The 23,745-nt window shown below is 67.6% G+C and carries 12 protein-coding genes; 1 reads left to right on the top strand and 11 read right to left on the bottom strand.

Features of this window, described 5'->3' with window-relative positions:
• Window positions 1-2 precede the first annotated feature (2 nt).
• The 8 genes from Q6A47_RS09445 to Q6A47_RS09410 all read right to left on the bottom strand — a co-directional run bounded on the left by Q6A47_RS09445 (window position 3) and on the right by Q6A47_RS09410 (window position 8,387).
• Complete coding sequence (locus Q6A47_RS09445; RefSeq protein ID WP_295481884.1) at window positions 3-1,340, bottom strand: ABC transporter substrate-binding protein; 1,338 nt, start codon at window positions 1,338-1,340, stop codon at window positions 3-5.
• Window positions 1,341-1,418: 78 nt separating this feature from the next.
• Entirely contained in the window at window positions 1,419-2,483 is a 1,065-nt protein-coding gene (locus Q6A47_RS09440; protein WP_304484128.1) for a branched-chain amino acid ABC transporter permease, read from the bottom strand.
• A 4-nt stretch (window positions 2,484-2,487) separates the two neighbouring features.
• Window positions 2,488-3,369 carry a branched-chain amino acid ABC transporter permease gene (locus Q6A47_RS09435; RefSeq protein WP_304484126.1) on the bottom strand — a complete coding sequence of 294 codons (882 nt, stop codon included), beginning with the start codon at window positions 3,367-3,369 and terminating at the stop codon, window positions 2,488-2,490.
• Window positions 3,366-4,136, bottom strand: a complete 771-nt coding sequence (locus Q6A47_RS09430; protein ID WP_039578094.1) for an ABC transporter ATP-binding protein — start codon at window positions 4,134-4,136, stop codon at window positions 3,366-3,368. Before Q6A47_RS09430 ends, Q6A47_RS09435 begins: the two co-directional genes overlap by 4 nt.
• Window positions 4,133-5,104: an AMP-binding protein gene (locus Q6A47_RS09425; RefSeq protein ID WP_304484124.1), complete on the bottom strand. Its 972-nt coding sequence runs from the start codon at window positions 5,102-5,104 to the stop codon at window positions 4,133-4,135. Before Q6A47_RS09425 ends, Q6A47_RS09430 begins: the two co-directional genes overlap by 4 nt.
• 19 nt (window positions 5,105-5,123) lie before the next feature.
• Window positions 5,124-6,533, bottom strand: coding sequence for an LLM class flavin-dependent oxidoreductase (locus Q6A47_RS09420; protein WP_304484122.1), 1,410 nt, complete (start codon window positions 6,531-6,533; stop codon window positions 5,124-5,126).
• A 181-nt stretch (window positions 6,534-6,714) separates the two neighbouring features.
• Window positions 6,715-8,133, bottom strand: a complete 1,419-nt coding sequence (locus Q6A47_RS09415) for a diaminobutyrate--2-oxoglutarate transaminase (RefSeq protein ID WP_304484121.1) — start codon at window positions 8,131-8,133, stop codon at window positions 6,715-6,717.
• 35 nt (window positions 8,134-8,168) lie between these two features.
• Window positions 8,169-8,387 carry an MbtH family protein gene (locus Q6A47_RS09410; protein WP_029612477.1) on the bottom strand — a complete coding sequence of 73 codons (219 nt, stop codon included), beginning with the start codon at window positions 8,385-8,387 and terminating at the stop codon, window positions 8,169-8,171.
• 197 nt (window positions 8,388-8,584) lie between these two features.
• Between Q6A47_RS09410 and fhuF the strand changes: the two genes are divergently transcribed.
• Window positions 8,585-9,325: a siderophore-iron reductase FhuF gene (gene fhuF, locus Q6A47_RS09405; RefSeq protein WP_029612479.1), complete on the top strand. Its 741-nt coding sequence runs from the start codon at window positions 8,585-8,587 to the stop codon at window positions 9,323-9,325.
• Window positions 9,326-9,330: 5 nt separating this feature from the next.
• Here the strand turns inward: fhuF and Q6A47_RS09400 are convergent, their stop codons facing one another.
• Genes Q6A47_RS09400 through Q6A47_RS09390 form a run of 3 tightly spaced genes read right to left on the bottom strand, consistent with a single transcriptional unit; the run spans window position 9,331 to window position 23,737 of the window.
• Window positions 9,331-10,977 (bottom strand): cyclic peptide export ABC transporter, encoded by a 1,647-nt coding sequence (locus Q6A47_RS09400; RefSeq protein ID WP_304484120.1) that lies wholly within the window; start codon window positions 10,975-10,977, stop codon window positions 9,331-9,333.
• Window positions 10,974-14,735: a non-ribosomal peptide synthetase gene (locus tag Q6A47_RS09395; RefSeq protein WP_304484119.1), complete on the bottom strand. Its 3,762-nt coding sequence runs from the start codon at window positions 14,733-14,735 to the stop codon at window positions 10,974-10,976. The genes Q6A47_RS09400 and Q6A47_RS09395 overlap by 4 nt, the downstream gene beginning before the upstream one ends.
• Window positions 14,732-23,737: a non-ribosomal peptide synthetase gene (locus tag Q6A47_RS09390; RefSeq protein WP_304484117.1), complete on the bottom strand. Its 9,006-nt coding sequence runs from the start codon at window positions 23,735-23,737 to the stop codon at window positions 14,732-14,734. The genes Q6A47_RS09395 and Q6A47_RS09390 overlap by 4 nt, the downstream gene beginning before the upstream one ends.
• Window positions 23,738-23,745: the final 8 nt, after the last annotated feature.

The raw sequence follows: 23,745 nt of genomic DNA, 5'->3' as shown, positions 1-23,745 counted from the left end.
ATTCAGGCACCGGTGCAATCGCGTGGCGTGATGCCCTTTTGCTTGGCGTAGTCGGCGGCCTTGTTGTCGATCAGTTCGCGCAGGGTGGCGCGGTCGGCGCGTACCCAATCGGTGATCAGGTTCCAGCGCTGGCCATCCCACTGCTGGACCTTCGCCGCGCCGCCCCCCTCGTGGTCACTGCACGACAGCTTCAGCGGCTGCATCAAGCCCAGGAAACCGATCGCTTTCAGGCGCGCATCGTCCAGGTCCAGGTGCTCCAGCCCCCATCGACCTTCCTCGCCGTTGAGTGGCCGATTGCCGAAGCGCTTCTGCCCGGCGCGGATCGCCTCCACGGCGATGGCGGCGTTCACCAGGCCCGAGTTGTAGTACACGCTGCCGAAGCTGTGCGGGTCTTTCAGGTCGCTCTTGCCCGCGTCGAGGATGTGTTGCTTGAGGCGCTGGTGGATGTCGAACCCGGTGCCACCGGGGTACGGCGTCAACGCCAGGTAGCCCTTGCCCGCGGTACCGGTGGGCAGCACGTCCTCGTCGGAGCTGGCCCAGATATCGCCGACGATGCGCTCGACCGGGAAGCCGAAGCGCGCAGCCGTCTTGATCGCCACCGGAGTCGATACGCCCCAGGTGCGCAGGAACACCCAGTCCGGCTTGAGCTGGCGAACCTGACGCCACTGCGCGGCCTGCTCGTTGCCGGGATCGGCGACGGGAATCTGGATGTTCTCGAAGCCGTATTTCGCCGCCAGCAACTGCAAAGGCCCCTGGGTTTCCCGGCCATAGGCCGAGTCGTGATAGACGGTGGCGATCTTCTTGCCCTTGAGCTTGTCCAGCCCGCCTTCGCGCTCGGCCACGTAATTGATGAAGGCCGACGCCTCGCTGTAGAAGGTCAGCATCACCGGGAAGTTGTACGGAAACACACGGCCATCGGTGGCCTCGGTGCGGCCGTAGCCCAGGGTGATCAGTGGAATCTTGTCAGCCTCGGCCTTGTCGCTCAGGGCATAGGCGGCCGGCGCACCGTTGGGTTGATAGACGGCCACGGGGGCGCCGTCCAGGCCATTCTTGAAACGCTCGTAGCACTCGATGCCCTTCTCGGCAGTCCACTCGGTCTCGCACTCCTGCCAGACCAGCTTGACGCCATTGATCCCGCCCTCCACTTCGTTGATGTAGCGCAGATAGTCGATCATCCCGGCCCATACCGGAATGCCGCTGGAGGCGTAGGCGCCGACCCGGTAGGTGGCCAGGGGAATGAACTGTTGATCGGCGCCCGCCTCGGCGCTGGCCGGCAGAAGAGCCTGACCGCCGAGCGCGAGCAGGCTGGCGAACAAGTAGCGATGCAAGGTTTTGCCCATGATGTGCACGTCTTCTTGAAGGAGTGAGAACCTCCTTTCCCGAGGCCGGGTCAAGGCATGTGAGTGAAACAGGTGAGTTCAGAACCGCAGCGGCCAGGCCCGTATGCGTTGCCGCGCGGTGGTCAACAAGCGCGCCAGTCCTTCTGGTTCCTTGATCAGCAGCACGATGATCAGGGCGCCGAAGAGGATCTTCTGCAGGTTCTGCAACTGCCCGGCGTCGACGTGACCGTCGAACAGCCATTGCCCCAGGTGGCTGAGCAGGATCGGTACCAGGCTGATGAACGCGGCTCCGATGAAGTTGCCGACGATGCTGCCCATGCCGCCGATGATGATGATGAACAAGATCTGGAACGAGCGGTTGATGTCGAAGCTGCCGGCGCTGGCAGTACCCAGGTAGGCGAACGCCCACAGCGCCCCGGCGATCCCCAGGTAGAACGAACTGACAGCGAAGGCCAGGCGCTTGTAACGCTCCACCGGGATGCCGATGACCGCCGCGGCGGTGTCCATGTCGCGAATCGCCATCCAGTTGCGCCCGACCTGGCTGCGCACCAGGTTGACCGCGACCCAGGTCAGCAACGCCACGCAGCCGAGCGTCAGCAGGTAACGCCCCGCCGGCGTGGCCAGGCTGTAGCCGAACAGTTCCAGGCGTGGGGCGCTGATGGTGCCGGAGGAGGCGTAGTTGTAGAACCAGGGAAACTTGGCGAACACCCATTCCAGAAAGAACTGCGCCGCCAGGGTGGTCACCATCAGGTAGAAGCCCTTGATCCGCGCACTGGGAATGCCGAACAGCAGCCCCACCGCGCCCGCGATCAGCCCGCCGCCCAGCAGGGCCAGCGGTAACGGCAAGCCCGGCACCCGCAGCAACAGCCCATAGGTGGCGAACGCACCCACCGCCATGAAGCCAGCGGCGCCGACCGAGGTCTGGCCGGTGTAGCCGGTGAGCAGGTTCAGGCCCAGGCCGGCCAGCGACAACACGAGGAAGGGGATGAGGATCGCATTGAGCCAATAGTCACTGCCCAGCCAGGCCAGCCCGATGAAGACGGCCAGCGACAACAGCGGTAAAGCTCGCGAGCGGCGGCGTCGGATGAGGATCACTGGCGCTTCGCCAGCGCCTGAAACAAGCGGAGAAACGGTGGCGGTCATGGCGTCATACCCGTTCGATGACCCGGTCGCCGAACAGGCCGGCCGGGCGGATGTAGAGGAAGATCAGGGCGAGGAAATAGGCGAACCAGGGCGTGATGCCACCGCCGATCAGCGGGCCGATGTAGGCCTCGGCCAGGTTCTCCGCCGCGCCGACGATCAAGCCGCCGACGATGGCCCCGCCAATCGACGTGAAGCCTCCAATGATCAGCACCGGCAGCGCCTTGAGCACCACCAGCGAGAGCGAGAACTGCACGCCCTGGCGCGCGCCCCAGAGCAGCCCGGCCACCAGCCCGACCACCCCGGCCACGGCCCAGACGATCTGCCAGATACGGTTCAGGTCGATGCCCAGCGATAACGCCGCGCGGGTGTCGTCGGCCACCGCGCGCAGGGACACGCCGATGCGGGTCTTGTTGAACAGCAGCGCCAGCACCGCCACCAACACAGCGGACACCCCGGCGGCGATCAGGTCGAACTGGCTGACCATGATCTCGCCCAGGAACAGCGGAACATCCTCGATCCCCAGGTCCAACGCGCGCACCTGGGCACCCATCAGTCCCTGGGCCAGGCCCTCGATCACGAACGACAAGCCCAAGGTGGCCATGAACAGGGTGATCTGCGAGCGATTGACCAGCGGCCGCAGCACCAGGCGCTCGATCAACCAGGCGCCGAGGATCATCACCCCCACCGTGATCGCCAGCGCCAGGGCGAACGGCAGCCCTTGCCCCAGCAGGCTGACGAAGGTCAGCGCAGCGAACAGCAGCATGGCGCCCTGGGCGAAGTTGAACACGCCGCTGGCCTTGTAGATCAGCACGAAGCCGATGGCTACCAACGCGTACATCGAACCGGCGAGCACGCCACCGATCAGGGTTTCGAGAAAGAAATTCATCCGTGCGGCGCTCCCAGGTAAGCAGCGATCACCTCAGGATTGGCCTGGACCTCGGCCGGCGTGCCGTCACCCACCTTGCGTCCGTAATCGAGCACCACCACATGGCTGGACAGGCCCATGACCACCTGGATGTCGTGTTCGATGAGAATCACCGTGGTGCCCAGATCGCGGTTGATATCGGCGATGAAGCGACTCATATCGCGCTTTTCCTGGGCGTTCATGCCGGCCATGGGTTCATCGAGCAGCAGCAACCTGGGCTGGGCGATCAGCGCGCGCCCCAGTTCCACGCGCTTTTGCAGACCGTAGGCGAGACTGCCCACCGCCACCTCGCGCCAAGGCTGAAGGTCGAGAAACTCCAGCACCGCCTCGGCCCGTTCGCTGAAGACGCGCGCCTCGCGCCGCGCACGGGGCAAGCCCAGCGCCTGTTCGAGAAACAGGCTGCGCTGGAAGCGCGACAGCCCGGTAAGCAGGTTGTCCAGCACGCTCAGCGGCTTGAACAGCGCATTGTTCTGGAAGGTCCGGCCGATACCGAGCCGCGCCGCGTGCAAGGGGTGCGCGCGGCGCAGGGGCTTGGCGTCGAACAGCAGCTCGCCCGCATCGGCCCGGTAGACGCCGTTGAGGATGTTCAGCAGTGAACTCTTGCCGGCGCCGTTCGGCCCGATCAGGGCACAGACCTCGCCGCGCCGGACGCTGAACGACAGGTCCGAGATCGCCTTCACGCCCTGGAATGCCAGCGACACATTGCGCACCTCCAGCAAGGCCGTCATGCCGCGCGCTCCAGATACTGCGCCAGCCACGCGCCGGAGACAGGCTGTGGCTGCGCCGTGCCCAACGCAGCGCTCGGCACCTCGATGCGGCGCAAGCGCTGAAAGCCGAGCAAGCGCCGCACGCGCGCCTTCACCACGCGGGCGAACAGCCGCTGAGGCTGGGCCAAGGTCCAGTCGCACCAACGTCGCCGCCAACTGCCCGCCGGCGCCAGGCTGGCCTCGATCTCTTCGGCCAACGTCTCGACCCTGGCCGACGACAGCAGCAGCCCGGTCGGGGCTATTTCGCGACGGTCGCGGCTGGACGACTCGCGGTTTTCAGGAAACGCGACGCTGATCCCCTGCTCCAGCCAGTGCTGCAACAGGTGCCCAAGGCCGTCCTGCCACTCGGTGCCCTCGTCTACCCACAACACCTCATCACCGGCCACCTGCGTCCAGCCTTGCCGCTGGGCAGGCGCCGCCTCGGCGACCAGCAGCGCCGACAGCGGCTGCACCTGCCACAGCGCCTTGCCCAGGGTCGTGGCCTGGGCGCAGAACAGCTGCAGCGGCCATTGCTCGGCCAAGCCACTGTGCAGCCAGTGCGCCAGGCTCTCGCGGCGCTGGACGAACGCGAAGCTCGGGCGCGCCTGACGCAATTGCCGTTGCAACGCTTGGCCACGACTGTGCGGGCTGATCACCTGGCTGTGGCCACCCAGTTGCCGCGCGGCCAGTGCCAGCAGCAGCAGGCTCGGCTCCAGCGCACCACTCAAGGCCAGCCGCGCACCTGCGCTAAAACCCTGCTGGCGCAGGCCATCGGCCAGGCGCTCGACGTCGCGCTGCACATCGATCCAGCGCCAGGCGTGCCACGCCCCGCGACGGCGATGGCGCAGCGCGATCTGCGTCGGCCGCTCCCGGGCCCAGCGTTGCAACGCCACCAGCGCGCGGTCACTGACGGCCTCGGCGGGCGATGGGTGAAGTTCATGAAGAGTCATGGGCAAGGTCTCCTCAGGCTCATGCCAGCTCGACGCTGTCGGCGCGGGCCGGTTGCAGGTGCGCACGCAGATCGCGGTAACCGGCCGCCGGATGGTTGGACGGCAAGCGGGGGCCGTCGCCGAAGAGCTTCTCGCGCAGGGTTCCGGCGCGGTACTCGGTCTTGTACACCCCGCGCCTCTGCAACTCAGGCACCAGCCACTCGACCACATCGCGGAAGGTTTCATGGGCCAACGCATAGGCAAAGTTGAAGCCGTCCACATCGGTGTCCTCGACCCAGGCCTGCAGTTCGTCGGCCACGGTCTGCGGGCTGCCGACGATCAGCGGGCCGAAGCCACCGATGCCGACCCAGTCGGCCAGCTCCTGTACCGTCCACTGTTTGTCCGGATCCGCCGTGGAGAAGGTTTCCACCGCCGACTGAATGGCGTTGGTGTGAATGTGCTTGAGCACCTGGTCGGGTCGGTACTGGTTGAAGTCGATGCCGGTCCAGCCGGAGATCAGCGCCAGCGCGCCTTCGTAGCTGGCGTATCCCTTCAGTTCACGCCACTTGGCCTGTGCCTTGGCGTCGGTCTCGTCGACGATGACCGTGAGCAGGTTGAAAATCAGCACCTTGCGCGGATCGCGCCCAGCCTCGGCGGCGCGACGGCGGATGTCGGCCACGGTCTTCTTCAGGGTGACTTTCGACGGCGCGGCCACGAATACGCATTCGGCATGGCCCGCCGCGAATGCCTTGCCGCGACTGGACGCCCCCGCCTGGTAGAGCACCGGGGTGCGCTGCGGCGACGGCTCGCAGAGGTGAATGCCGGGCACCTGGAAGTGTTTACCCTGGTGGCGGATTTCGTGGATCTTGCCGGGGTCGCTGAAAATGCCGCGTTCACGGTCACGCAGCACCGCGCCGTCCTCCCAACTGCCCTCGAACAGCTTGTAGAGCACTTGCAGGTACTCATCGGCGTAGTCGTAGCGCGCATCGTGGTCACTGAGCGCCTTCTGCCCCAGGTTGCGCGCACCGCTGTCGAGGTAGGAGGTGACGATGTTCCAGCCAATGCGGCCCTGGGTCAGGTGGTCCAGGGTCGACAGACGGCGGGCGAAGGGATAGGGATGCTCGAAGGTCAGCGACGCGGTCAGGCCGAAGCCCAGGTGTTCGGTGACCAACGCCATGGGAGTAATCAACGCCAGCGGGTCGTTGACCGGCACCTGGGTGGCCTGGCGCAGCGCCGCATCGGCATTGCCGCCCAACACGTCGTAGAGGCCGATGACATCGGCGATGAACAGTCCGTCGAACTTGCCGCGTTCCAGCAGCTTGGCCAGGTCGGTCCAGTAAGACAGGTCCTTGTACTGCCAGGCGCGATCGCGCGGATGGCGCCACAGCCCTGGCGACTGATGGCCCACGCAGTTCATCTCGAAGGCGTTCAAACGGATTTCACGTGGCATGGGGACTCCTGAGCGATAAGCCGCGCACGCTGGGACGTGCAGTTCAAAGGCTTACCAACAGGAATCGTGCCAAGTGAAAATAGCTTTCTAGAACAGTGACTTAAAAATTAAATCGACAGTGTTGGTGTGGCCCTCGGCGCAGCGCTGTTGATCGGCTGCACGCCGATCAACAGCGTCCGATTCACGCGTGGGCCATGCGCTCGGGCGCGCGCAGGCCCGCCACGGCGGCCTGCACCGCGTTGCGCAACCGCTGCGCCAATTCATCGACCTCTTGCTCGGTAATGATCAGCGGCGGCAACAGCCGCACCACCGCGCCGTGGCGACCGCCCAACTCGACGATCACCCCCAGACGCAGGCACTGCTGCTGAATCGCCTGGGCTAGCGCCGTATCGGCCGGCGGGCGCCGCTGTCCCTGCTCCAGCGCCGCCACCACCTCGATGCCGAGCATCAGGCCACGGCCTCGGACATCGCCCAAGCAGGGAGAGTCGGCCTGCAGTTGGCGCAAGTGATTCATCAGGCGCGCCCCCAGTACCTCGGCACGCTCCGCCAGCCCTTCGTCGATGATATGGCGCAAGGTCGCGCTGCCGGCCGCCATGGCCAGTTGGTTACCGCGGAAAGTGCCGGCGTGCGCGCCGGGCTTCCAGGTGTCGAGCTCGCGGCGATACACCACCACGGCCAACGGCAGGCCGCCGCCGATGGCCTTGGACAGCACCAGCACATCAGGCTCGATGCCGGCATGTTCGAAGGCGAACAGCGTGCCGGTGCGGCCCAGCCCGGTCTGCACCTCGTCGATCACCAGCGCGACACCGTGTTTACGGGTCAGGGCGCGCAGCCCCTGGAGCCAGCGCACCGGCGCGGGGATCACCCCGCCCTCGCCCTGCACCACCTCCACCACCACGGCGGCCGGGGGCAACACCCCGGATTCCGGGTCGTCGAGCATCTGCTCCAGGTAATGCAGCCCAGCGTCCACCCCGGCTTCGCCACCGAGGCCAAACGGGCATCGGTAGTCGTAGGGATAGGGCATGAACTGCACGTCGTTGTTGACCGCCCCAGGCCCTTGCTTGGGCGCCAGATTGCCCATCAGGCTCAGGGCGCCCTGAGTCATGCCGTGATAACCACCGCTGAACGACAGCACCGTCCTGCGTCCAGTGGCCGTACGCACCAGTTTCAGCGCGGCCTCGATGGCATCCGAGCCGCTGGGGCCACAGAACTGAATGCGCGCGTCCCTGGCCAGGCCCTCGGGCAAGGCCGCGAATAGCGTTTCGACGAAGCGATCCTTGACTGGGGTGGTGAGGTCCAGCGTGTGCAGCGGCAGGCCGCTGTCGAGGGTCTGGCGCATGGCCTGCAGGGTCACCGGGTGGTTGTGCCCCAGCGCCAGGGTGCCGGCACCCGCCAGGCAATCCATGAACAATTGGCCTGAGGTGTCCTGCACGTAGATGCCATGGGCCTGTTGCAGCGCCAGCGGGATGCGCCGCGGATAAGTCCGGGCATTGGATTCCCGAGCAGCCTGGCGCTGCAGCAAGGCATTGCTCTCCAGCACGCGGGGGGCCTGCAGCCGGAAGGCTTCCAGGCTGAAGCCGTGGGTGGACACTGATGACATGACGAAACTCCCTGGGCAGTGTGAAGCACAGCGAACTAGTGGTTCTGCGGGTTTTCCTGCATCGCCTTGCGCAGGCTCAGCGGGCGCATGTCGGTCCACACCGCTTCGATGTGGGCCAGGCAGGCTTCACGGCTGTCGGCCTCGCCGACGCCACGCCAGCCCTGGGGAATGTCTTTGTAGGCAGGCCAGAGGGAATACTGCTCTTCGTCATTGACGACGACCCGGTACAGCGCCTGCGGATTTTCTGAACTCATCGTGTGACTCCTTGACTGACTGAGTGAGTGTTTCGACTGCTGGTACGACCAACGTGATCAATTCTCATTAAGGCTCGACGGTTTCACCTGTTATCCTTCACCTCGCCGATATCGCCAGCGCCGTGCTGCTCAGCACACCGCCTGGCCTTGATGAACAGGGATGGAGCACCGCCCACCATGGTTTCCCGGACAACCCGATGATTCCCAGCCTCGCACCGCTCTACGTCGGGCCGCTGGCGGATTTCGCCGAAAAACTGCAATGGCGCCAGACGCCGCGTGTCGATCAGGCGGGCGACGCCTTCTTCGCGGCCAAGCCGTTCGCGCGTTTTCTCGATGGCCTGCAGGTGCGCCACCGCACCGATGAGCGCATCGCCCTGGCCTCGCTGTGGTCGAAGTGGTACTTCAGCACCTTCCTCGGCCCGTACATGGGCGCCAATCTGCTGCTGCAGCGGCAGTTGCCGATCGCCCTGGAACAGACGGGCCTGGTGCTCGGCGACGACGACCGTCCGCAGGCGTTGCACCTGGCCAGCGACGGCCAGCTCATCGAGCACCGCGAAGGCTTCGCGCGCTTCCACGACCTGATCGAGCATCACCTCACCCCTGTGATCCAGAGCCTGGCCTCGGCCACCGGCGCCTCCCCCAGGCTGTTCTGGAGCAATGCCGGCAACACCTTCGAGTTCGTCACCACGCGCCTGGAATTGCATCCGCTGGCGGTGAGCGGCTGCACCGCTGCCGCCCATGAGGTGCTCAACGCCCGCCTGCTGCCCGATGGGCGACGCAATCCGCTGTTCGCCCCGGTCCGCTATCTGCCCGCCGCGCCCGGTGATGAAGAGCCGCCACGCCTGCGGCGCATCTGCTGCATCCGCTACCGGCTGGCCGGGGTTGGCTACTGCAGCAGTTGCCCGCTGGAGTGCCGACACGCCGCCCGCACGCGCTGAAGCATTCATCCCTTGGCCAACTGGAAGGGGCTCTCGACGCTGCGGTCGTAGTCCACCAACTGACCGTAATCGAGCCGGTAGATACGATCGGCCACATCGAAGTAGCGGTCATCGTGGGTGATGGCGATCACCGTCTTGCCTGCGGCCTTGAGCTCGGGCAACAGCTCCTTGTAGAACACGTGGCGGAACACCGGGTCCTGGTCGGCGGCCCATTCGTCGAGCAGGAACACCTCGCGCCCCTCCATCATCAGCAACAGCAGGGCCAGGCGCTTGCGCTGCCCTTGCGAGAGCGAAATGGTGGACAGCCGACCCTCAACGAAGCGCACCTTATGGGTCAGGCCCAGGCGCTCCAGGTAATGCTCGACCCGCGCCTGCAACCCCTCGCTTTCCCCCAGCTTGCCCAGCACATCGGCGAACAGGTAGAAATCGGCGAAGATCGCTGCGAAATGCTCGCGATGCGCGTCACTCTGCTCAGCGGACATCGACACTCCGTTGAGCAACACCTGCCCCGCACTGGGGCTGTAGAGGCCGGTGAGCAGCTTGGCCAGGGTCGACTTGCCGCTGCCATTGCCGCCGACGATGAAGATCAGCTCACCGCGACGGATCGTCAGGTCGATCGGGCCCAGCTCGAAGCCGAAGTCGTCGCGCTGACCGGGATAGCGGTAACGCACCCCGGACAGTTGCAGCTTCTGGAACGGCTCGACCGCCCGGGCTGCCGTGCCCTGGCCGAAACCCTCGCCCAGGTCCAGGGCATCGATGGCCTGCAACGCCACATGGCCGCGAATCACGGCCGGAATGGCATCGAGGATCATCGCGATCGGCGTGCGCAGAAACATGATCGCCAGCACGTAGCCCACCACCACCTCCTGGCTGAGCAGCGCCAGGCCCTGGCCGAGGAAGAACAACGTACCGATGAGCAGGAACACCAGCAGCGTGGTCCAGTTCAGGTTGATCGCCCACAGTGTGTCGGCACGCACCGAGGCGTCCAGCGAGGCGCGGGCGATCGGTTCGAGCTTGCCGTCGTACAGGAAGTAGCGACGGCGACGGCTCAGGCCCAGCTCGCAGCGGCCCTCGATGGCGGCCTCGTACTGCTCGGCCAGCTCGTCGTCCTGCCGTCGCACCGCCTGCATCAGCGCCTTGACCCGGCGTCCCAGGAGGATGTCCAGGCCCACACCCGCGGCGATCACCGCCAGCGTCAAGGCGAAGAACGACAGGCTCAGCCACGCCATGTAGCCCAGACCGGCCAGCAGCAACAGGCCGTTGTACAGCGAGATGGGCAACTGCTTGAACGCCGTGGCCACGGTGTTCACGTCCTTGGTCAGGGCGTTGTAGATGCGCGGCGTGCCCAGGCGCTCGATCCGCTCCAGCGCCGTGACCAGCACCTTGCCGACCAGGCGCATGCGCAACTGATACACCAGACGATGGCCGATCTGCACCAGCAACCACTGCGAGCACACGCCGCTTGCGAACAACAGCACCAGCAAGCCGCCGAACAGCAGCAACGCCGCGCCGAAGTCCACCACGCCCTGGTCCAGGCTGCGGTTGATGTAGCCGATCAGCCCGATGCTGGTGGCGGCGCTGACCGCGCTGGCGAGCACCGCCAGCAGGATGCGCCAGCGGGCCAGGCGCAACAGCTCTTTCATCAGGTTCATGGCATCGACTCCATCCTGGCCGCGAACGGCGCCAGCAGCGCCACCAACCGTTCGGCCAGGCGTGTTTCATCCAGCAGTGCTCGGTGACCGACGTCCAGGGTCCATTGCTGGACCTGAGCGCTGGTGTGCGCCTGCCACTGGGCAGACAGATCGCCATGGGCATTGCCGCGCCACAGCCACACCGGCACATCGACCTGCGGCAAGCGCTGCTGGTAGAGCTGCGTCTTGATCGCCCGCTGCGCCGTCAACACAGCGTGCAGGTGATGCTCGTCAGCCAGCGCGCCCAGGTGCTCACGCGCCCGAGGGTCTTGCAGCAGGCGCGCCACGGCATCCGGATAACTCAGCCCGGCCAGCGTGCGGTCGAGGTGCTCATGCAGCGCCTCGCCCATGGGATGACCCTGCTGACGGCAGTACCAGGCCACATCGGCGGTCAATTGACCCACCTCGTCGTCCTCGCCCGCCAGGCTGCGCTGCGGGTCGTGGTCGATCACCGCCAGCGCCGCCACCTCGAAGCCCTGGGCTTGCAGCACCGGCACCAGCAACAGCGCCAGGCGCGAGGCCACGCTCCAGCCCAGTAACACCAAAGGCCGCGACTTCAGGTGCGCGGGCAAACTGAGCACGTATTGATCGAGCAGCGCCGTCATATCGCGGTCATCCCAGGCCTGCTCCGGAGCACTGAGCCCATACAGCGATACCCGGCCACCGAGCCGTTCGACCAGCGGCTGATAGGTGTGCACGTGGCCTTGGGCGCCGTGCACCAGCAACACGCAGGGCGCGTGCTCACCCGCGTCGTGCAGCACCTGGAACGGCGTGTCGCTACCGTCCTGCAGCCCTTCGACCAGCGCCCGCACCGTGTGCCGTTCAAACAGGAGCTTGGTCGGCAGGTCCAGCCCCAGCCGCTCGCGCAGCAGCGAGACCACCTTGATCGCCGCCAGTGAGTGGCCGCCGACCGTGAAAAAGTTGTCGGTGACGCCCAGCTCGGTGTTGTCGAGTACCTCGCTCCAGATCTGCAGCACCGCTGCCTCCTGGGCATCGCGCGGGGCGACGCGGGTGTGTTGCAGTCGCTGCCGGGCCAGGGCCAGCAGCCCCTGGCGGTCGAGCTTGCCGTTGTTGGTGAGCGGCAACGTGCGCAGTGCGAACACGGCGCTGGGCAGCATGTAGTCCGGCAGGCGCAGCGCCAGGCTGTCACGCAGCGACTCGACCTGGCCTGCATCGTCGGCCGTCACGACGAACGCCAGCAACCGCGCGTGGTCGCCCTCGCCGTCCAGCAGGACCGCCGCCTGCTCAACGCCTGGCTCGCTGCGCAGCGCCTGCTCTACTTCTCCCAGTTCCAGGCGCAGGCCACGGATCTTCACCTGCTGGTCATTGCGCCCGAGCAGGCGCAGCGCACCATCGGCCTGGCGCAGGGCCAGATCGCCGCTGCGGTAGCGGCGCCGGCCGTCCTGCGGATCGACGCCAAACGTGCTGCCTTCCACACTGCCCAGGTAGCCGCGCCCGACGCTCGCGCCGGTGATGCACAACTCTCCCGCTTGACCACTGGGCACCGCGCGTCCCTGCTCGTCCAGCAAGGCGATGCGGTTATCGCCCAGCACCTGGCTCAATGCGCTGTCGGTGCGCTGGCCGTTGAGGTCCAGCGCGCGCCAGAGCACGCCGACCGTGGTTTCCGTAGGTCCGTAATGGTTGTACACGCGGCAGCCCGAACGCGCCTGTTGCAGGCGCTCCAGCAGCGTATCGCTGACCGGCTCGCCACCCAGCACCAGGACCTGACGCGGCAGCGACTGGGCCTCGGTGTGCCCGCCCAGCAGCGCCAGCAGGTGCGACGGGACGATTTTCAAGACATCCAGCGGGTGCTTACGCATGGCCTCGGCGAAGGCCTGGGCGTCGGTGACCACCGATTGTTCCAGCAGGTGCACACAGCCGCCTTGCAGCCAGGCTGGGAACAGCACGGTATTGCCCAGGTCGGCGAGCAGCGACGACACCAGCCCGTAGTGGCCGCCCTCGGGCAGTTGCAAGGCGTGGGTCACCTGCGTCGTGTAATGGCGCAGTTGGCCCTGCTCGATCTGCACACCCTTGGGCCGACCGCTGGTGCCGGAGGTGTAGAGCACGTAGGCCAGGTCATCGGCGGCGGCGGCTTCGACGCCTTCGATGGGCGGAGCCTGCACGGCAGTTGCCCAGTCCAGGCAGGGCACATCGCTGTCCGGCGCAGCATCTGGCGCGTGCAGCAGCACGCACGGCTGCGCATCCTGGAGGATGCTCGCCAGGCGCATCGGCGGCTGTTGCGGATCCAGCGGCAGGTAGGCGGCCCCGGCCTTGAAGCAGGCGAGCATGGCCACCAGCATTTCGGCGCCCCTGGGCAGGTAAAGACCGACCCGCTGATCGCGCCCGGCCCCGTGCTGGCGCAGGCTGGCGGCCACCTGATCGCTCAAGGCATCGAGCTGGGCATAGGTGAACGACTGGCGGGCGAAGCGCAGGGCCGCACGCTCGGGATGTTCGCGGGCGTGGCGGCGCACGGCGGCAACGATGTCCAGGTCCGCCGGCAGCGTTGGCGTCTCTGGCGCGACGCGCTCGTCATCGAGCAAGGCGTCGACGGCATCCAGCACCTGCTGCGGCGCCAGCAGCAGCCGTTCGAGCCACTGGGCGAAGCGAGACAGCAGGCGCTGCACCTGCGCTTGGCGGTACAGCCCCGCGTCGTAGACCAGCGCCAACTGCCCCCGCCCGGCCGAGTCGAGGCTCAGGTGCAGCAGCAGCTCGACCGGGGTTTCACAGGATACCCACTGCACCGCCTCCAGGCCCTCGACACGGCTTACCTGCACCGCCGCCTGCAAGCTGGCGCGGCAGTCCGGCAGCAACTGCGCCTGCCCCACGTATTCCTGCCACGCCACGGCCTGTTCGAGTTGACGCGAGAGCTGGCGCGACAGGCTCCCCAAGGTGCTGTGCTCAGACAATTGCACCACCATCGGCAGCACCTGCTCGAACACCCCGCAGGCGCCTTGCAGTTCTTCATAGTCGTCGCGCGGATCGTGGACGATGCCGACCTGCGCCTGGCGCTGGCCGTTGAGCCGCGCCAGCAAGGCCGCCCAGGCGGCCAACAGCGTGGTCTGTGAATCGCCCTCAGCAGCCAACAATGCCGATATCACTGCCTCAGGCAGCACCCGTCGCTGCTCGCCGCGCTCGCCGCTGGCCACGCCGTAACGCTCCACCAGGCGCAGGCCCGGCAGCGCGTGCAGCCCCAGGTTGCGCCAGAACTGCGTGCCCTGTTCGGCATCCTCGTCCTGTTGCAGGCCGTTGATCCACAGCACGTAGTCCTCGTACTGCATCGGTTCCTCGACGCCACAGGGCACGCCGAGCAGCGCATCGCGCAACTGCGCCACACTGCGCAGGTCGGCCGAGTAGGCTGGCAGGGCCAATAGCAGACGCTCGCCGAGCAGCCAGGCCAGCAGGTCCGGCTGTTCGGCCGCGCAATGGACGCGGGCGTCGGCCAACCATTGATCGGCGCTGGTCAGCCGCTCATCCTCCGCGCGGCGCCAGCTCAAGGTCAAGGCGCCTGTCGCCGCACGGCGCTGGCGCAGGCCGGTGGCCCCTTGTGGGCGCTCGTAGCGCATGTGCAGGGCCTGGTGCGCGTGCAGGTAGTCCTGCAGCCGCGTCCAGGTGTGCTCGCCCGCGCCGCCCAGTTGCAACCACGCCCAGCGGTATGGCTGCGGGTTGGCCTGGGCCAGTTGTTTCTGTTGCGGTGACAGATTCAGTCCAAGGTCCATCATGGGTTCGACTCTTCCAGTTGCTGCACGGCAGGCGCCGGGGCCGCCGTGACCTGATCACGGCCATAGATCTCGCCCATGGCCACCACGATCTTGCGTTCGCCCTCGAAGGGGTCGCGGGCATGGGCGGCGAGCATGTTGTCGAGCATCACCACATCGCCCTGCTGCCAGTCGAAACGCACGGCGCAACGTGCGTAGGCGGCGTTGATGGCGTCGATGGCGGCTGTCTCCAGTTCACTGCCGTCGCCGTAGAACACCTGGCGTGGCAGGGCCGCTTCGCCGTCGCGCAGGAACTGCTGGCGAATGTCGTCGTCGAGGAAAGCCGGGTGATACAGCTGGATCTGGTTGAAGAAGCTCTCTTCACCGGTCAGCGGATGCAGGATCACCGCCGGGCATACCTGACGGGTATGCAGGTCGTCGGCGCCCTGCCAGTGGAACTGGATGCCGGTGTCCAGACACAGCCGCTCCACCTCGCTGCGCGACTCGGTCTGGAAGAAATGCTGCCAACTCACATCAAGGCTGCGGCTGAAATTGCGCACGTACATCAGTTGCTTACGGCGCAGGTTGTCCTGCAGCCACGCGGGCAGTTCGCGGAACACCTCGCGGCTGTCGACGATCGGCGTGGCGCCGCCCACGCGGGCCGGCACCTCGCAGTAGAACCATTGCCGACGCGGCCAGCGGTGCTGGTGCGCGCTTTCGTTGTGGAACAGGATCATGCGGTCCTTCGGATAGGGCGTGGACTTGTAGATGTTCTTGCCACCCTCCTTCTTCGGCAGGTCGCCGTACTGGCCGTACAGCTGCGGGCACAGGGCCTGGCAGAACGCCTCGAAAGCCGCCGGGTCGGGCAGGTCGAAGCCCCGGAACAACAGGCCGCCATGCTCGCGCAGCCACTGTTCAACCTGCTCTCGGTTGCGCTCGGCCCACACCGCCGGGGCCAGTTCACTGTCGCGCAACTGCACCAGCAGCGGGAAACGCGAGCCCTCGCGCAGCGGCCGCGTGTCGATCGGGGCGCGCGGCGCGGCGCCTGCGCCCTGGCGCATCCGCCCCAGCTTGCTCATCTTGCGTTGCAGAGGGTTGTCGGTGGACATGGTGACAGCTCCGGTAGACGTCGGAATCAGTGCCTCCAGGCTGCTGTCCGGCGCGTGCAGCGCCTGCTCCAGCAGCGTGAGGAAGGTGTCGCGCAGGCGCTCGACGGTGGCTGCGCGGAACAAGCTCGGGCGATAGACCCAGCGCAGCGCCAGCGCATCGCCCTCGGCACGGGCGAACAGCGCCATGTCGAACTTGGAGTGACGCTGCTCGTGCAGCAGCGGCTCGACCTCCAGCTCGCCCAGGCGACGGGTCTGGCGTGGCGTGTTGTCGAGCACGAACAGGGTCTGCAGCAGCGGATGCTGGTTGGCGATGCGCGGCAGTTGCAGGCACTCCACCACCTGGTCGAAGGGCGTGTCCTGCCAGGCGAAGGCCTCCAGGCAGGTTTCACGCACCTGCAGCAGATGCTCGCGGAAACTGCGCTCCGGTTGCAGCGCCAGGCGCAGCGCCAGCAGGTTGACGAAGAAGCCGATCAGCGATTCGGTATCCGGGTGTTCGCGGTTGGCCAGGTCGGTGCCGATCACCAGGTCGCGTCCGTGGCTTTCGTGGTGCAGCACGGCGCCGTAGCAGGTCAGCAGCACCATGAACAACGACGTACCGGTGGCCTGGGCCAAGGCGTTCAGACGCGCCACGGTGGCCGCCGGAAGTTGGAAGTCCACCGCCGCGCCGCGGCTGTCGCTGTGCTCGGCGCGCGGGAAATCGAACGGCAGCGGCACCTGCGCGGGCATGCCGGACAAACGCCTGCGCCAGAATGCCAGGCCTTCGCGGTGCCGCGCCTGGGTCGCGCTGGAGCGCTCCCAGACGGCGTAGTCCACGTACTGGATCGGCAGTTCGGTCAATGCCGGCACGCGCCCCGCGCACGCCTGCTCATAGCCTTCGACGATCTCGCCGATCAGCACCGAGCCAGACCAGCCATCGGAAGCGATGTGGTGCAGCACCAGTTGCAGCACGTGCTCATGCTCAGCCAGGCGATACAGCACGGCGCGCAGCGAGGGCTCCTGGCTCAGGTCGAACGGGCGTGTCGCCAGTTCCAGCGCGGCCTGCTCCCAGCCCTGGCCATCGCTGTCGATGCACTGCAGCACGCCCGCCTGGGGCGCGGCGATACGCTGGCGCGGCTCGCCGTCGCGGCCATGGTAGGTCGTGCGCAGAATGGCATGACGTTCGACCACGCGCTGGATCGCGCCGCGCAGCGCCTCGACGTCTAGCGCACCGCGCAGGCGGATCTGGCTGTTCATGTTGAAGCTGCTGTCAGCCGGTTCGAGCTGCTGCATCAGCCACACCCGCTGCTGCGCCGAGGACAACACCTGCTCCTGCGCCAGGTCGACGCGGGTCATCGGCGCCGACGCCCCGCTCTGCCCGGCCTGCAACGTATCGAGGCGGGACGCTAGCGCCGCCAGTTGCGGGGTTTCGAACAGCCAGCGCAGGGGCATGTCGAGCCCTTGCTCGCGCAGCCGCGCCCGCACTTGGGCGGCGTTCAGCGAGTGGCCGCCAAGCCTGAAGAAGTCGGCCTCGGCGGCCAGTACTGGCACGCCCAGCACCTGCTGCCAGACCTCGGCCAGACCGGCTTCGCGGGGTGTCAGCGCCCGCCCCGAAGCCTCTGCTGACGGTATCGACACCTGGGCCAACGGCAACTGCTTGCGATCGACCTTGCCATTGCTGTTGAGCGGCAAGTGCGCCAGGCGCTGCAGATGGGTCGGCACCATGTATGCCGGCAAGCGCGCCAGCAGGTGCTCGCGCAGTTGACCTTCCTGTTCGAGCGCACCGACCCAGAAACCGGCCAGGTGCTCGCCCTGCACCGCCACCACGGCCTGGCTGACCTGGGCATGGGCCAGCAGCGCGGCTTCGATTTCACCCAGCTCGATGCGGAAACCACGCAGCTTGATCTGGTCATCGTTGCGGCCGAGGAAGTACAACTGACCATCCGCCTGCCGACGCGCCAGGTCGCCGGTACGGTACAGGCGCCCGCCATCGGCGGCGAAGGGATCGGCGATGAACCGCTCGGCAGTCAGCCCTGGTTGCCCGGCATAGCCCCTGGCGAGTCCTGCCCCGGCGATGTACAGCTCGCCCACGGCGCCCAGCGGCACTTCGCGCAGGTGCTCGTCGAGCACATGGCAGCGCGTATTGAGCAACGCGTGGCCGATGGGGGCGCTGGCTTGATCCAGCGTCTCCAGCAGGGTCTGGGTCGACCAGACGGTGGTCTCGGTCGGTCCATAGACGTTGTGCAGGCGCGCAACCCGCGCCGTCAGCGCCTGGGCGAGCTCGGCCGACACCGCCTCGCCCCCGGCCAGGGCAATGCGCCCGTCGAGCACCTGCGGGGCGCTGTCCAGCAGCAGGCGCCAGGTGGCCGGGGTGGCCTGGATCAACTGCACCTGATGGTGCTCGATCAGGTGCGCCAGCAGCAACGGGTCCTGGCGCTGGGCGTCATCGGCCAGCACCACGGCCGCGCCACGCACCAGCGGCAGGCACAGCTCCAGGCCGGAAATGTCGAAACTCACCGTGGTCAGTGCCAGGTAGCGCTGAACACCGTCCAGGGCCAGCGCCTGCTCCATGGCCAGCAGGAAGTTGGCGAAGTTGCCGCGACTGATCTGCACGCCCTTGGGTTGCCCGGTGGAGCCGGAGGTGTACAGCGTGTACGCCAGTTGCGCCAACGCGCGCGGGACGTCAGGCGCCAGGGCCGCGAAGTGCTGCACGTCCAACGCGCTCCAGCGCCACCAGCGCTCAGGTCGCGTCAGCGCAGTCAAGGGTTCATCGCAGAGCACCAGCAGCGGCTGCGCACGCTCGAGGATCTGCGTCAGGCGTGCGGGGGGATGGGTGGGGTCCAGCGGCAGGTAACAGGCCCCGGCTTTCTGGATGGCCAGCAGGCAGATCAGCAGGCGTTCGTCGCGGGGCAGGCAGAACGCGACGGTGCTCTCCGGCCTCACGCCCTGTTCGAGCAGCCAATGGGCCAGGCGGTTGGCCTGGGCATCGAGCTCGCCGTAGCGCAGTTGCCGGTCGGCGCAGTAGACCGCCACCGCGTGCGGCTGCTGCTTGGCCATGGCCTCGAAGCGGCTGACGAAGTCGTCACAGGCCAGCAGCGGGCGTTGCGGCCCTTGTTCGGGTGATGGCGCGAGGCTGCGCAGCGGCAGTTCCAGCAGTGGCGCGTGCAGCTCGCCATGGGCCAGCACCTCGAGCATCCCCAAGTAGTCGTCGACCAAGCGCTGCACGGTCGGCGCGTCGAGCAAGGCACAGGCCCGCTCGACGATCAGTTGGGTGCGGGCCTGCTCGCCGCGCCCTTGGCTGAACAGGTTGAAGGTGAGGTCGAACTTGGCGCTGACCACCCCTTCAGGCAGCGGCAACGCCTGCACCTGCACATCCGCCAGTTCCAGGCGCCGCGCCTGATCATGGTCGACCTGGAAGTTGAACAGGGTCTGGAACACCGGCGTGCGGTCCAGGCTGCGCTGCACGCCAAGCACGTCGAGCAGGTGCTCGAACGGCAGCGACTGGTGCTCCAGGTCGTCTGCCAAGCGATCGCCCAACTGGCGCAGGAAGTCCTGCACGGCCTGCTGGACGTCGATCCGCACTCGGCAGACCAGGGTGTTGACGAACAACCCGACCCAGTGCTGGCCTTCCACCGACTCGCGTCCGGCCACCGGCAGACCGATGGCGAAGTCCTGGCTGCCGGTGTGACGCGACAGCAGCAGTTGGTAGGCCGCGAAATACAGCACGAAGGGCGTGACGCCCAAGGTGGCGGCGCGGCTGGCCAGGGCCGCGTCCAGTGCCTGCGGCACCACGAAGCTGTCGCGCGCGCCGCGGTAGTCCTGCACCGTGGGACGTTGCGGTTGCTGCGGCCATTGCAGCGGCTCATCGGGCAGGCCCTGCAAACGCGTCTGCCAGTAGGCCAGCAGCGCGTCGCCCTGCTCACCCTGCAGGTGCGCGCGCTGCTGGGCGATCCATGGCAGCAGACCGTGCGGCGCGGGCGTGGCTTGGCCCTGATAAAGCTGCGCGAGGTCCTTCACCAGCAAGCCCATGGACCAGCCATCGACGGCAATGTGGTGGACGTTGAACAACAGGCGGTAGTCCTGCGGCCCCAGGCACAGCAGATCCACCGCCAGCAGCGGGCCTTCGCCCAGATCGAAGGCGCGCCCCGCACAGCGGGCGATCACTGCCTGTTGCTCGCCCGCGTCGAGATCGTGCAGCGCATGCTGTTCGAAGTGCAGCGCGGCGCTCTGCTCCAGGCGCTGCCAGACCTCGCCGTCGGCCTCGAAGAAGCGGCAGCGCAGCGCCTCGTGACGCGTCACCAGCGCCTCGCAGGCACGTTGCAGGCGCGCCACATCCAGCAGGCCCTGCAGCGATAGCAATTGGGTGACGTTGTAGGCGGTCTGCTGCGGGTCCAGTTGCTGCATGAACCACACCCGCTGCTGGGCGTGGGACAGCGGATAACGGCCACTCGTGGGCGTCGGCGTGTCAGCGACCGGCACGGCCTCGGCGACCGGCGCTGACGGCGCCAGCACCCCGGCCAGGGCGCGCGGCGTGGGATGGGCGTGCAACTGACGCGGCGTGAGGCGCATGTCGGCACGCCGTAGCCGGGCGATCAGTTGCAGGGCCAGGATCGAATCGCCGCCGGCGCCATGAAAATCGTCGTCGGCCCCCAGCGCAGGCTGTGCCAGCACCTCGCGGAAGGCTTCCAGCACGGCCCTCAGGGCCGGCTGCGCCTGGCAATCCAGATGCAGCGCCAGGTCCGCCAGCACCGGGTGCTGCTGGACATCGCGGGGCTTGAGGCGCAGGCCTTCACGGCGGGCCTGGGCGATCAGTTGCAGGCTGAGAATGGAATCGCCACCCAGGGCGAAGAAGTCGTCGCCGCGTCCGATAGCCTCGACGCCCAGCAACGCTTGCCACAACCGCGCCAAGGTCGCTTCGGTCCCACCCTGCGGCGCCTGGGCCGCACCGCGTTCAGCCTCGGCAGGCGCAGGCAGCGCGCGGCGGTCGAGCTTGCCGTTGGCCGTCAGCGGCAAGGCGTCGAGCAGCACCCAGTGCGCCGGGATCATCGCCTCGGGCAGCGCAGCACGGGCGCTGGCTTGCAGCTCGGCAAGGTCGTGCGCCGCCAACGCCGGGCTCAGGTAAGCGAGCAATTGCACGCGGCCCTGATCTTCGCTCGGCACCACCGCTGCTTCGCGCACCTGGGGCTGAGCGTTGAGCCACGCCGTGACCTCGCCCGGCTCCACGCGAAAGCCCCGGATCTTGACCTGTTCGTCGCGCCGACCGAGAAAGGTCAGCCGACCCGCGCGGTCCAGACGCACGCGGTCGCCGGTGCGGTAGTGGCGCTCGCCATCGGCGTCCACGCCAAACACCTGGGCACTGGCCTCGGGCTGATTGAGGTAACCCAGCGCCACCTGCGGGCCGGCGATGATCAGCTCGCCGGCCACGCCACGCGGGACCCGGTTGCCCTGCGCATCGACCACCCGCAGGCGGCAACCGGCCAGGGGCTGGCCCAGGGGCAAGTACTGGCTGCTGGCGCAGTGGAGGGATTCGTCGACTTCACCGCAGACCACACCGACCGTGGTTTCCGAGGGGCCGTAGTGATTGAACACGCGCAGCCCCGGCGCCAATCGGCGCACCTGCGCCAGCAGCGCCGGATCGAAGCCTTCGCCGCCCACGATCAAGCGCTCGCGGGGCAACACCCGCTCGGCATCGGCCAGTGCCAACAGGCCGCGTAGGTGCGAGGGGGCGATCTTCAGGCAATGGACTGGAGACTGGTCGAGGAAGTCGGCCCAGGCCGGTGGATCGAAGGCCAAGGCTGGCGGTGGCAGCACCAACGTCTGCCCGGCCTGCAAGGCGGCGAACACCGAGGTCAGGCCCAGGTCCGCCGCGACCGTGGCCAGGCTTGCCCAGCGGCTGCCCGCCGGTGCCTGCAGGCGCTCGACCACGGCCGCGGCGTAGTGCGCCAGGTTGCCGTGGCTGACCCGCACGCCTTTGGGCTGACCGCTGGAACCCGAGGTGTAGATCAGGTACGCCGCCAGCGCCGGGTCGCTGAGGCTGGCGACAGCGGTGGGCGCTGCGGCGCTGTCCAGGTCGGCGCGGGTCAGCGTCAGGCTGGCCAAGTCGCTGCCCGCGGGCGGCGCTTCACCTAGGCTCAGCCACAGGCAGGCACCGCTGTCGCGCACCAGTTGCTGATGACGCTGAGCGGGCTGCGCGGGGTCGAGGAACAGGCAGACTGCGCCGCGATGCCAGCAGGCCAGGGTCGCCACCACCTGCTCAGGGCAGCGGCTCATGCACAAGGCCACTACCGCGCCGGGTGCGACGCCACTGTCAGCCAAGCGCTGGGCCAACGCCTGGCTGGCGCCGCCCAAGGTGGCGTAGTCGAGGGTGACGTGCGGCCCGTGCAGCGCCACGGCCTCAGGCGTGCGCCGGGCATGCTCGAGGACCTGGCGGTCGAGCGGCTGCGTGGGCGCCTGCAAGGCGGGCGCGCACAGTTCACTGCCCGGCGAGGCCAGGCGCAGGTCGCCCAGCGCCACGGCAGGATCCTCGCAGACCTGACCGAGGAGCGCCGTCAGATCGTCCAGCATCTGCTCAACGGTCGCGGCGTCGAACAGCTCCTCGCTGTATTCCAGTTCGCAGCGCACGGCGCCCTCGGCGCTGCGTACCAGACGCAGGGTGAGGTCGAAGCGGGCATGCCGCTGCGGCGGGTCCAGCACCTCCACGCCCACGCCCGGCAGCGCCAGCGTACGACTGGCCGGCAGGTCGACCTGTACGAACATCACCTGGAACAAGGCGCTGCTGCGCGGCGGTTGCAGGCTCTGCAGCATGTTCTCGAACGGCAGGCGCTGGTGATCGTAGGCCCCCGCCACCCGGTCGCGAGTGCTGCGCAGGGCGCTGGCGAAGTCGGCGTCTTGCTGCAGCGTCTGGCGGATCACCAGGGTATTGAGCAGCGGCCCGATCAGCGGCATCAATTCAGGCCGGTCGCGCAGCGCCACCGAGGTGCCCAGGCAGAAATCGCGCTCGCCGCTGTAGCGCGCCAGCAGCCAACTGAAGGCGGTGAGGCCATACAGGTACAGGGTCACGCCCTGGCGGCGGATGGCCACATCGAGCGTCTTGGTCAGGCTGTCCGGCAGCACCCGGGTGATTACGGCGCCAGCATGGCTACGCTGGCTGGGCGCAGGACGCGGGCGGTCCAGTGGCAAGCTCAGCGGCGCCGGGGCATCGTCGAGCTGCGCACGCCAGTAATCGACCTGGCGCTGGCATTCGTCGCTGTCCAGCCATTCCTGCTCCCAGGCCGCGTAGTCGGCGTACTGGATGCTCAGCTCAGGTTGTTGTGCCGTGTCACCGGCCTGCAAGGCCCTGTAGGCCTCGGCCAGTTCCTGGGTCAGTTGCTGCGCCGACCAGGCGTCGTAGGCCACGTGATGCAGGGTCAGGAACAGCCAGGTCGTGCCGGCCTCGGCGTCGCTGAAGGCCTGCCAGCGCCAGGGCACCTGCTGCGCCAGATCGAAGGGCTCGGCCAGTTGCCGGGCGTATTCGTCGGCGCACCAGGCGTCTGTGTCCTGCGCCGTGATGGGTGACATCGGCGGCAGCGCCACCGCCACCGGCGTGCACAGCGCCTGCCACTGGCCTTGGGCATCGGCGACGTAGCGTGTGCGCAGGATCTGGTGACGGTCGCTGAGCTGTTGCATGGCCTGGCGCAACCGCTCCAGGTCCAGGCGGCCGTCGAAACGCAGCACCGAGGCGAGGTTGTACAGCGCGCGATTGCTCAGCGCCTCGGCGGCGAGGAAACGCCGCTGGGCCTGGGACAGGCAGGGGCCAACCCCCTCGCCCGCGGGCTGCGCGACGATGGGCAGGCGCCAACTGTCGATGCCCTTTTCGGCCAAGCGCTGGCGGAACAGCCGCTTCTTGTCCGCTGGCAACGAGGCCAGGCGCTGGGCGATCTCAAGGAAGCCGTTTTGCGTCATGCCACTCA

This window comes from Pseudomonas boreofloridensis, from assembly GCF_030580795.1.
GTDB lineage: Bacteria > Pseudomonadota > Gammaproteobacteria > Pseudomonadales > Pseudomonadaceae > Aquipseudomonas > Aquipseudomonas boreofloridensis.
This window is presented reverse-complemented; position numbering and strand designations above follow the sequence as displayed.

What these genes read in the sequence shown, in the direction of transcription:
- Q6A47_RS09425 (WP_304484124.1), bottom strand. Translation starts at nt 5,104, where the DNA reads ATGACTCTTCATGAACTTCACCCATCGCCCGCCGAGGCCGTCAGTGAC.
- fhuF (WP_029612479.1), top strand. Translation starts at nt 8,585, where the DNA reads ATGATTCCCAGCCTCGCACCGCTCTACGTCGGGCCGCTGGCGGATTTC.
- Q6A47_RS09445 (WP_295481884.1), bottom strand. Translation starts at nt 1,340, where the DNA reads ATGGGCAAAACCTTGCATCGCTACTTGTTCGCCAGCCTGCTCGCGCTC.
- Q6A47_RS09435 (WP_304484126.1), bottom strand. Translation starts at nt 3,369, where the DNA reads ATGAATTTCTTTCTCGAAACCCTGATCGGTGGCGTGCTCGCCGGTTCG.
- Q6A47_RS09415 (WP_304484121.1), bottom strand. Translation starts at nt 8,133, where the DNA reads ATGTCATCAGTGTCCACCCACGGCTTCAGCCTGGAAGCCTTCCGGCTG.
- Q6A47_RS09440 (WP_304484128.1), bottom strand. Translation starts at nt 2,483, where the DNA reads ATGACCGCCACCGTTTCTCCGCTTGTTTCAGGCGCTGGCGAAGCGCCA.
- Q6A47_RS09390 (WP_304484117.1), bottom strand. Translation starts at nt 23,737, where the DNA reads ATGACGCAAAACGGCTTCCTTGAGATCGCCCAGCGCCTGGCCTCGTTG.
- Q6A47_RS09420 (WP_304484122.1), bottom strand. Translation starts at nt 6,533, where the DNA reads ATGCCACGTGAAATCCGTTTGAACGCCTTCGAGATGAACTGCGTGGGC.
- Q6A47_RS09430 (WP_039578094.1), bottom strand. Translation starts at nt 4,136, where the DNA reads ATGACGGCCTTGCTGGAGGTGCGCAATGTGTCGCTGGCATTCCAGGGC.
- Q6A47_RS09410 (WP_029612477.1), bottom strand. Translation starts at nt 8,387, where the DNA reads ATGAGTTCAGAAAATCCGCAGGCGCTGTACCGGGTCGTCGTCAATGAC.
- Q6A47_RS09395 (WP_304484119.1), bottom strand. Translation starts at nt 14,735, where the DNA reads ATGATGGACCTTGGACTGAATCTGTCACCGCAACAGAAACAACTGGCC.
- Q6A47_RS09400 (WP_304484120.1), bottom strand. Translation starts at nt 10,977, where the DNA reads ATGAACCTGATGAAAGAGCTGTTGCGCCTGGCCCGCTGGCGCATCCTG.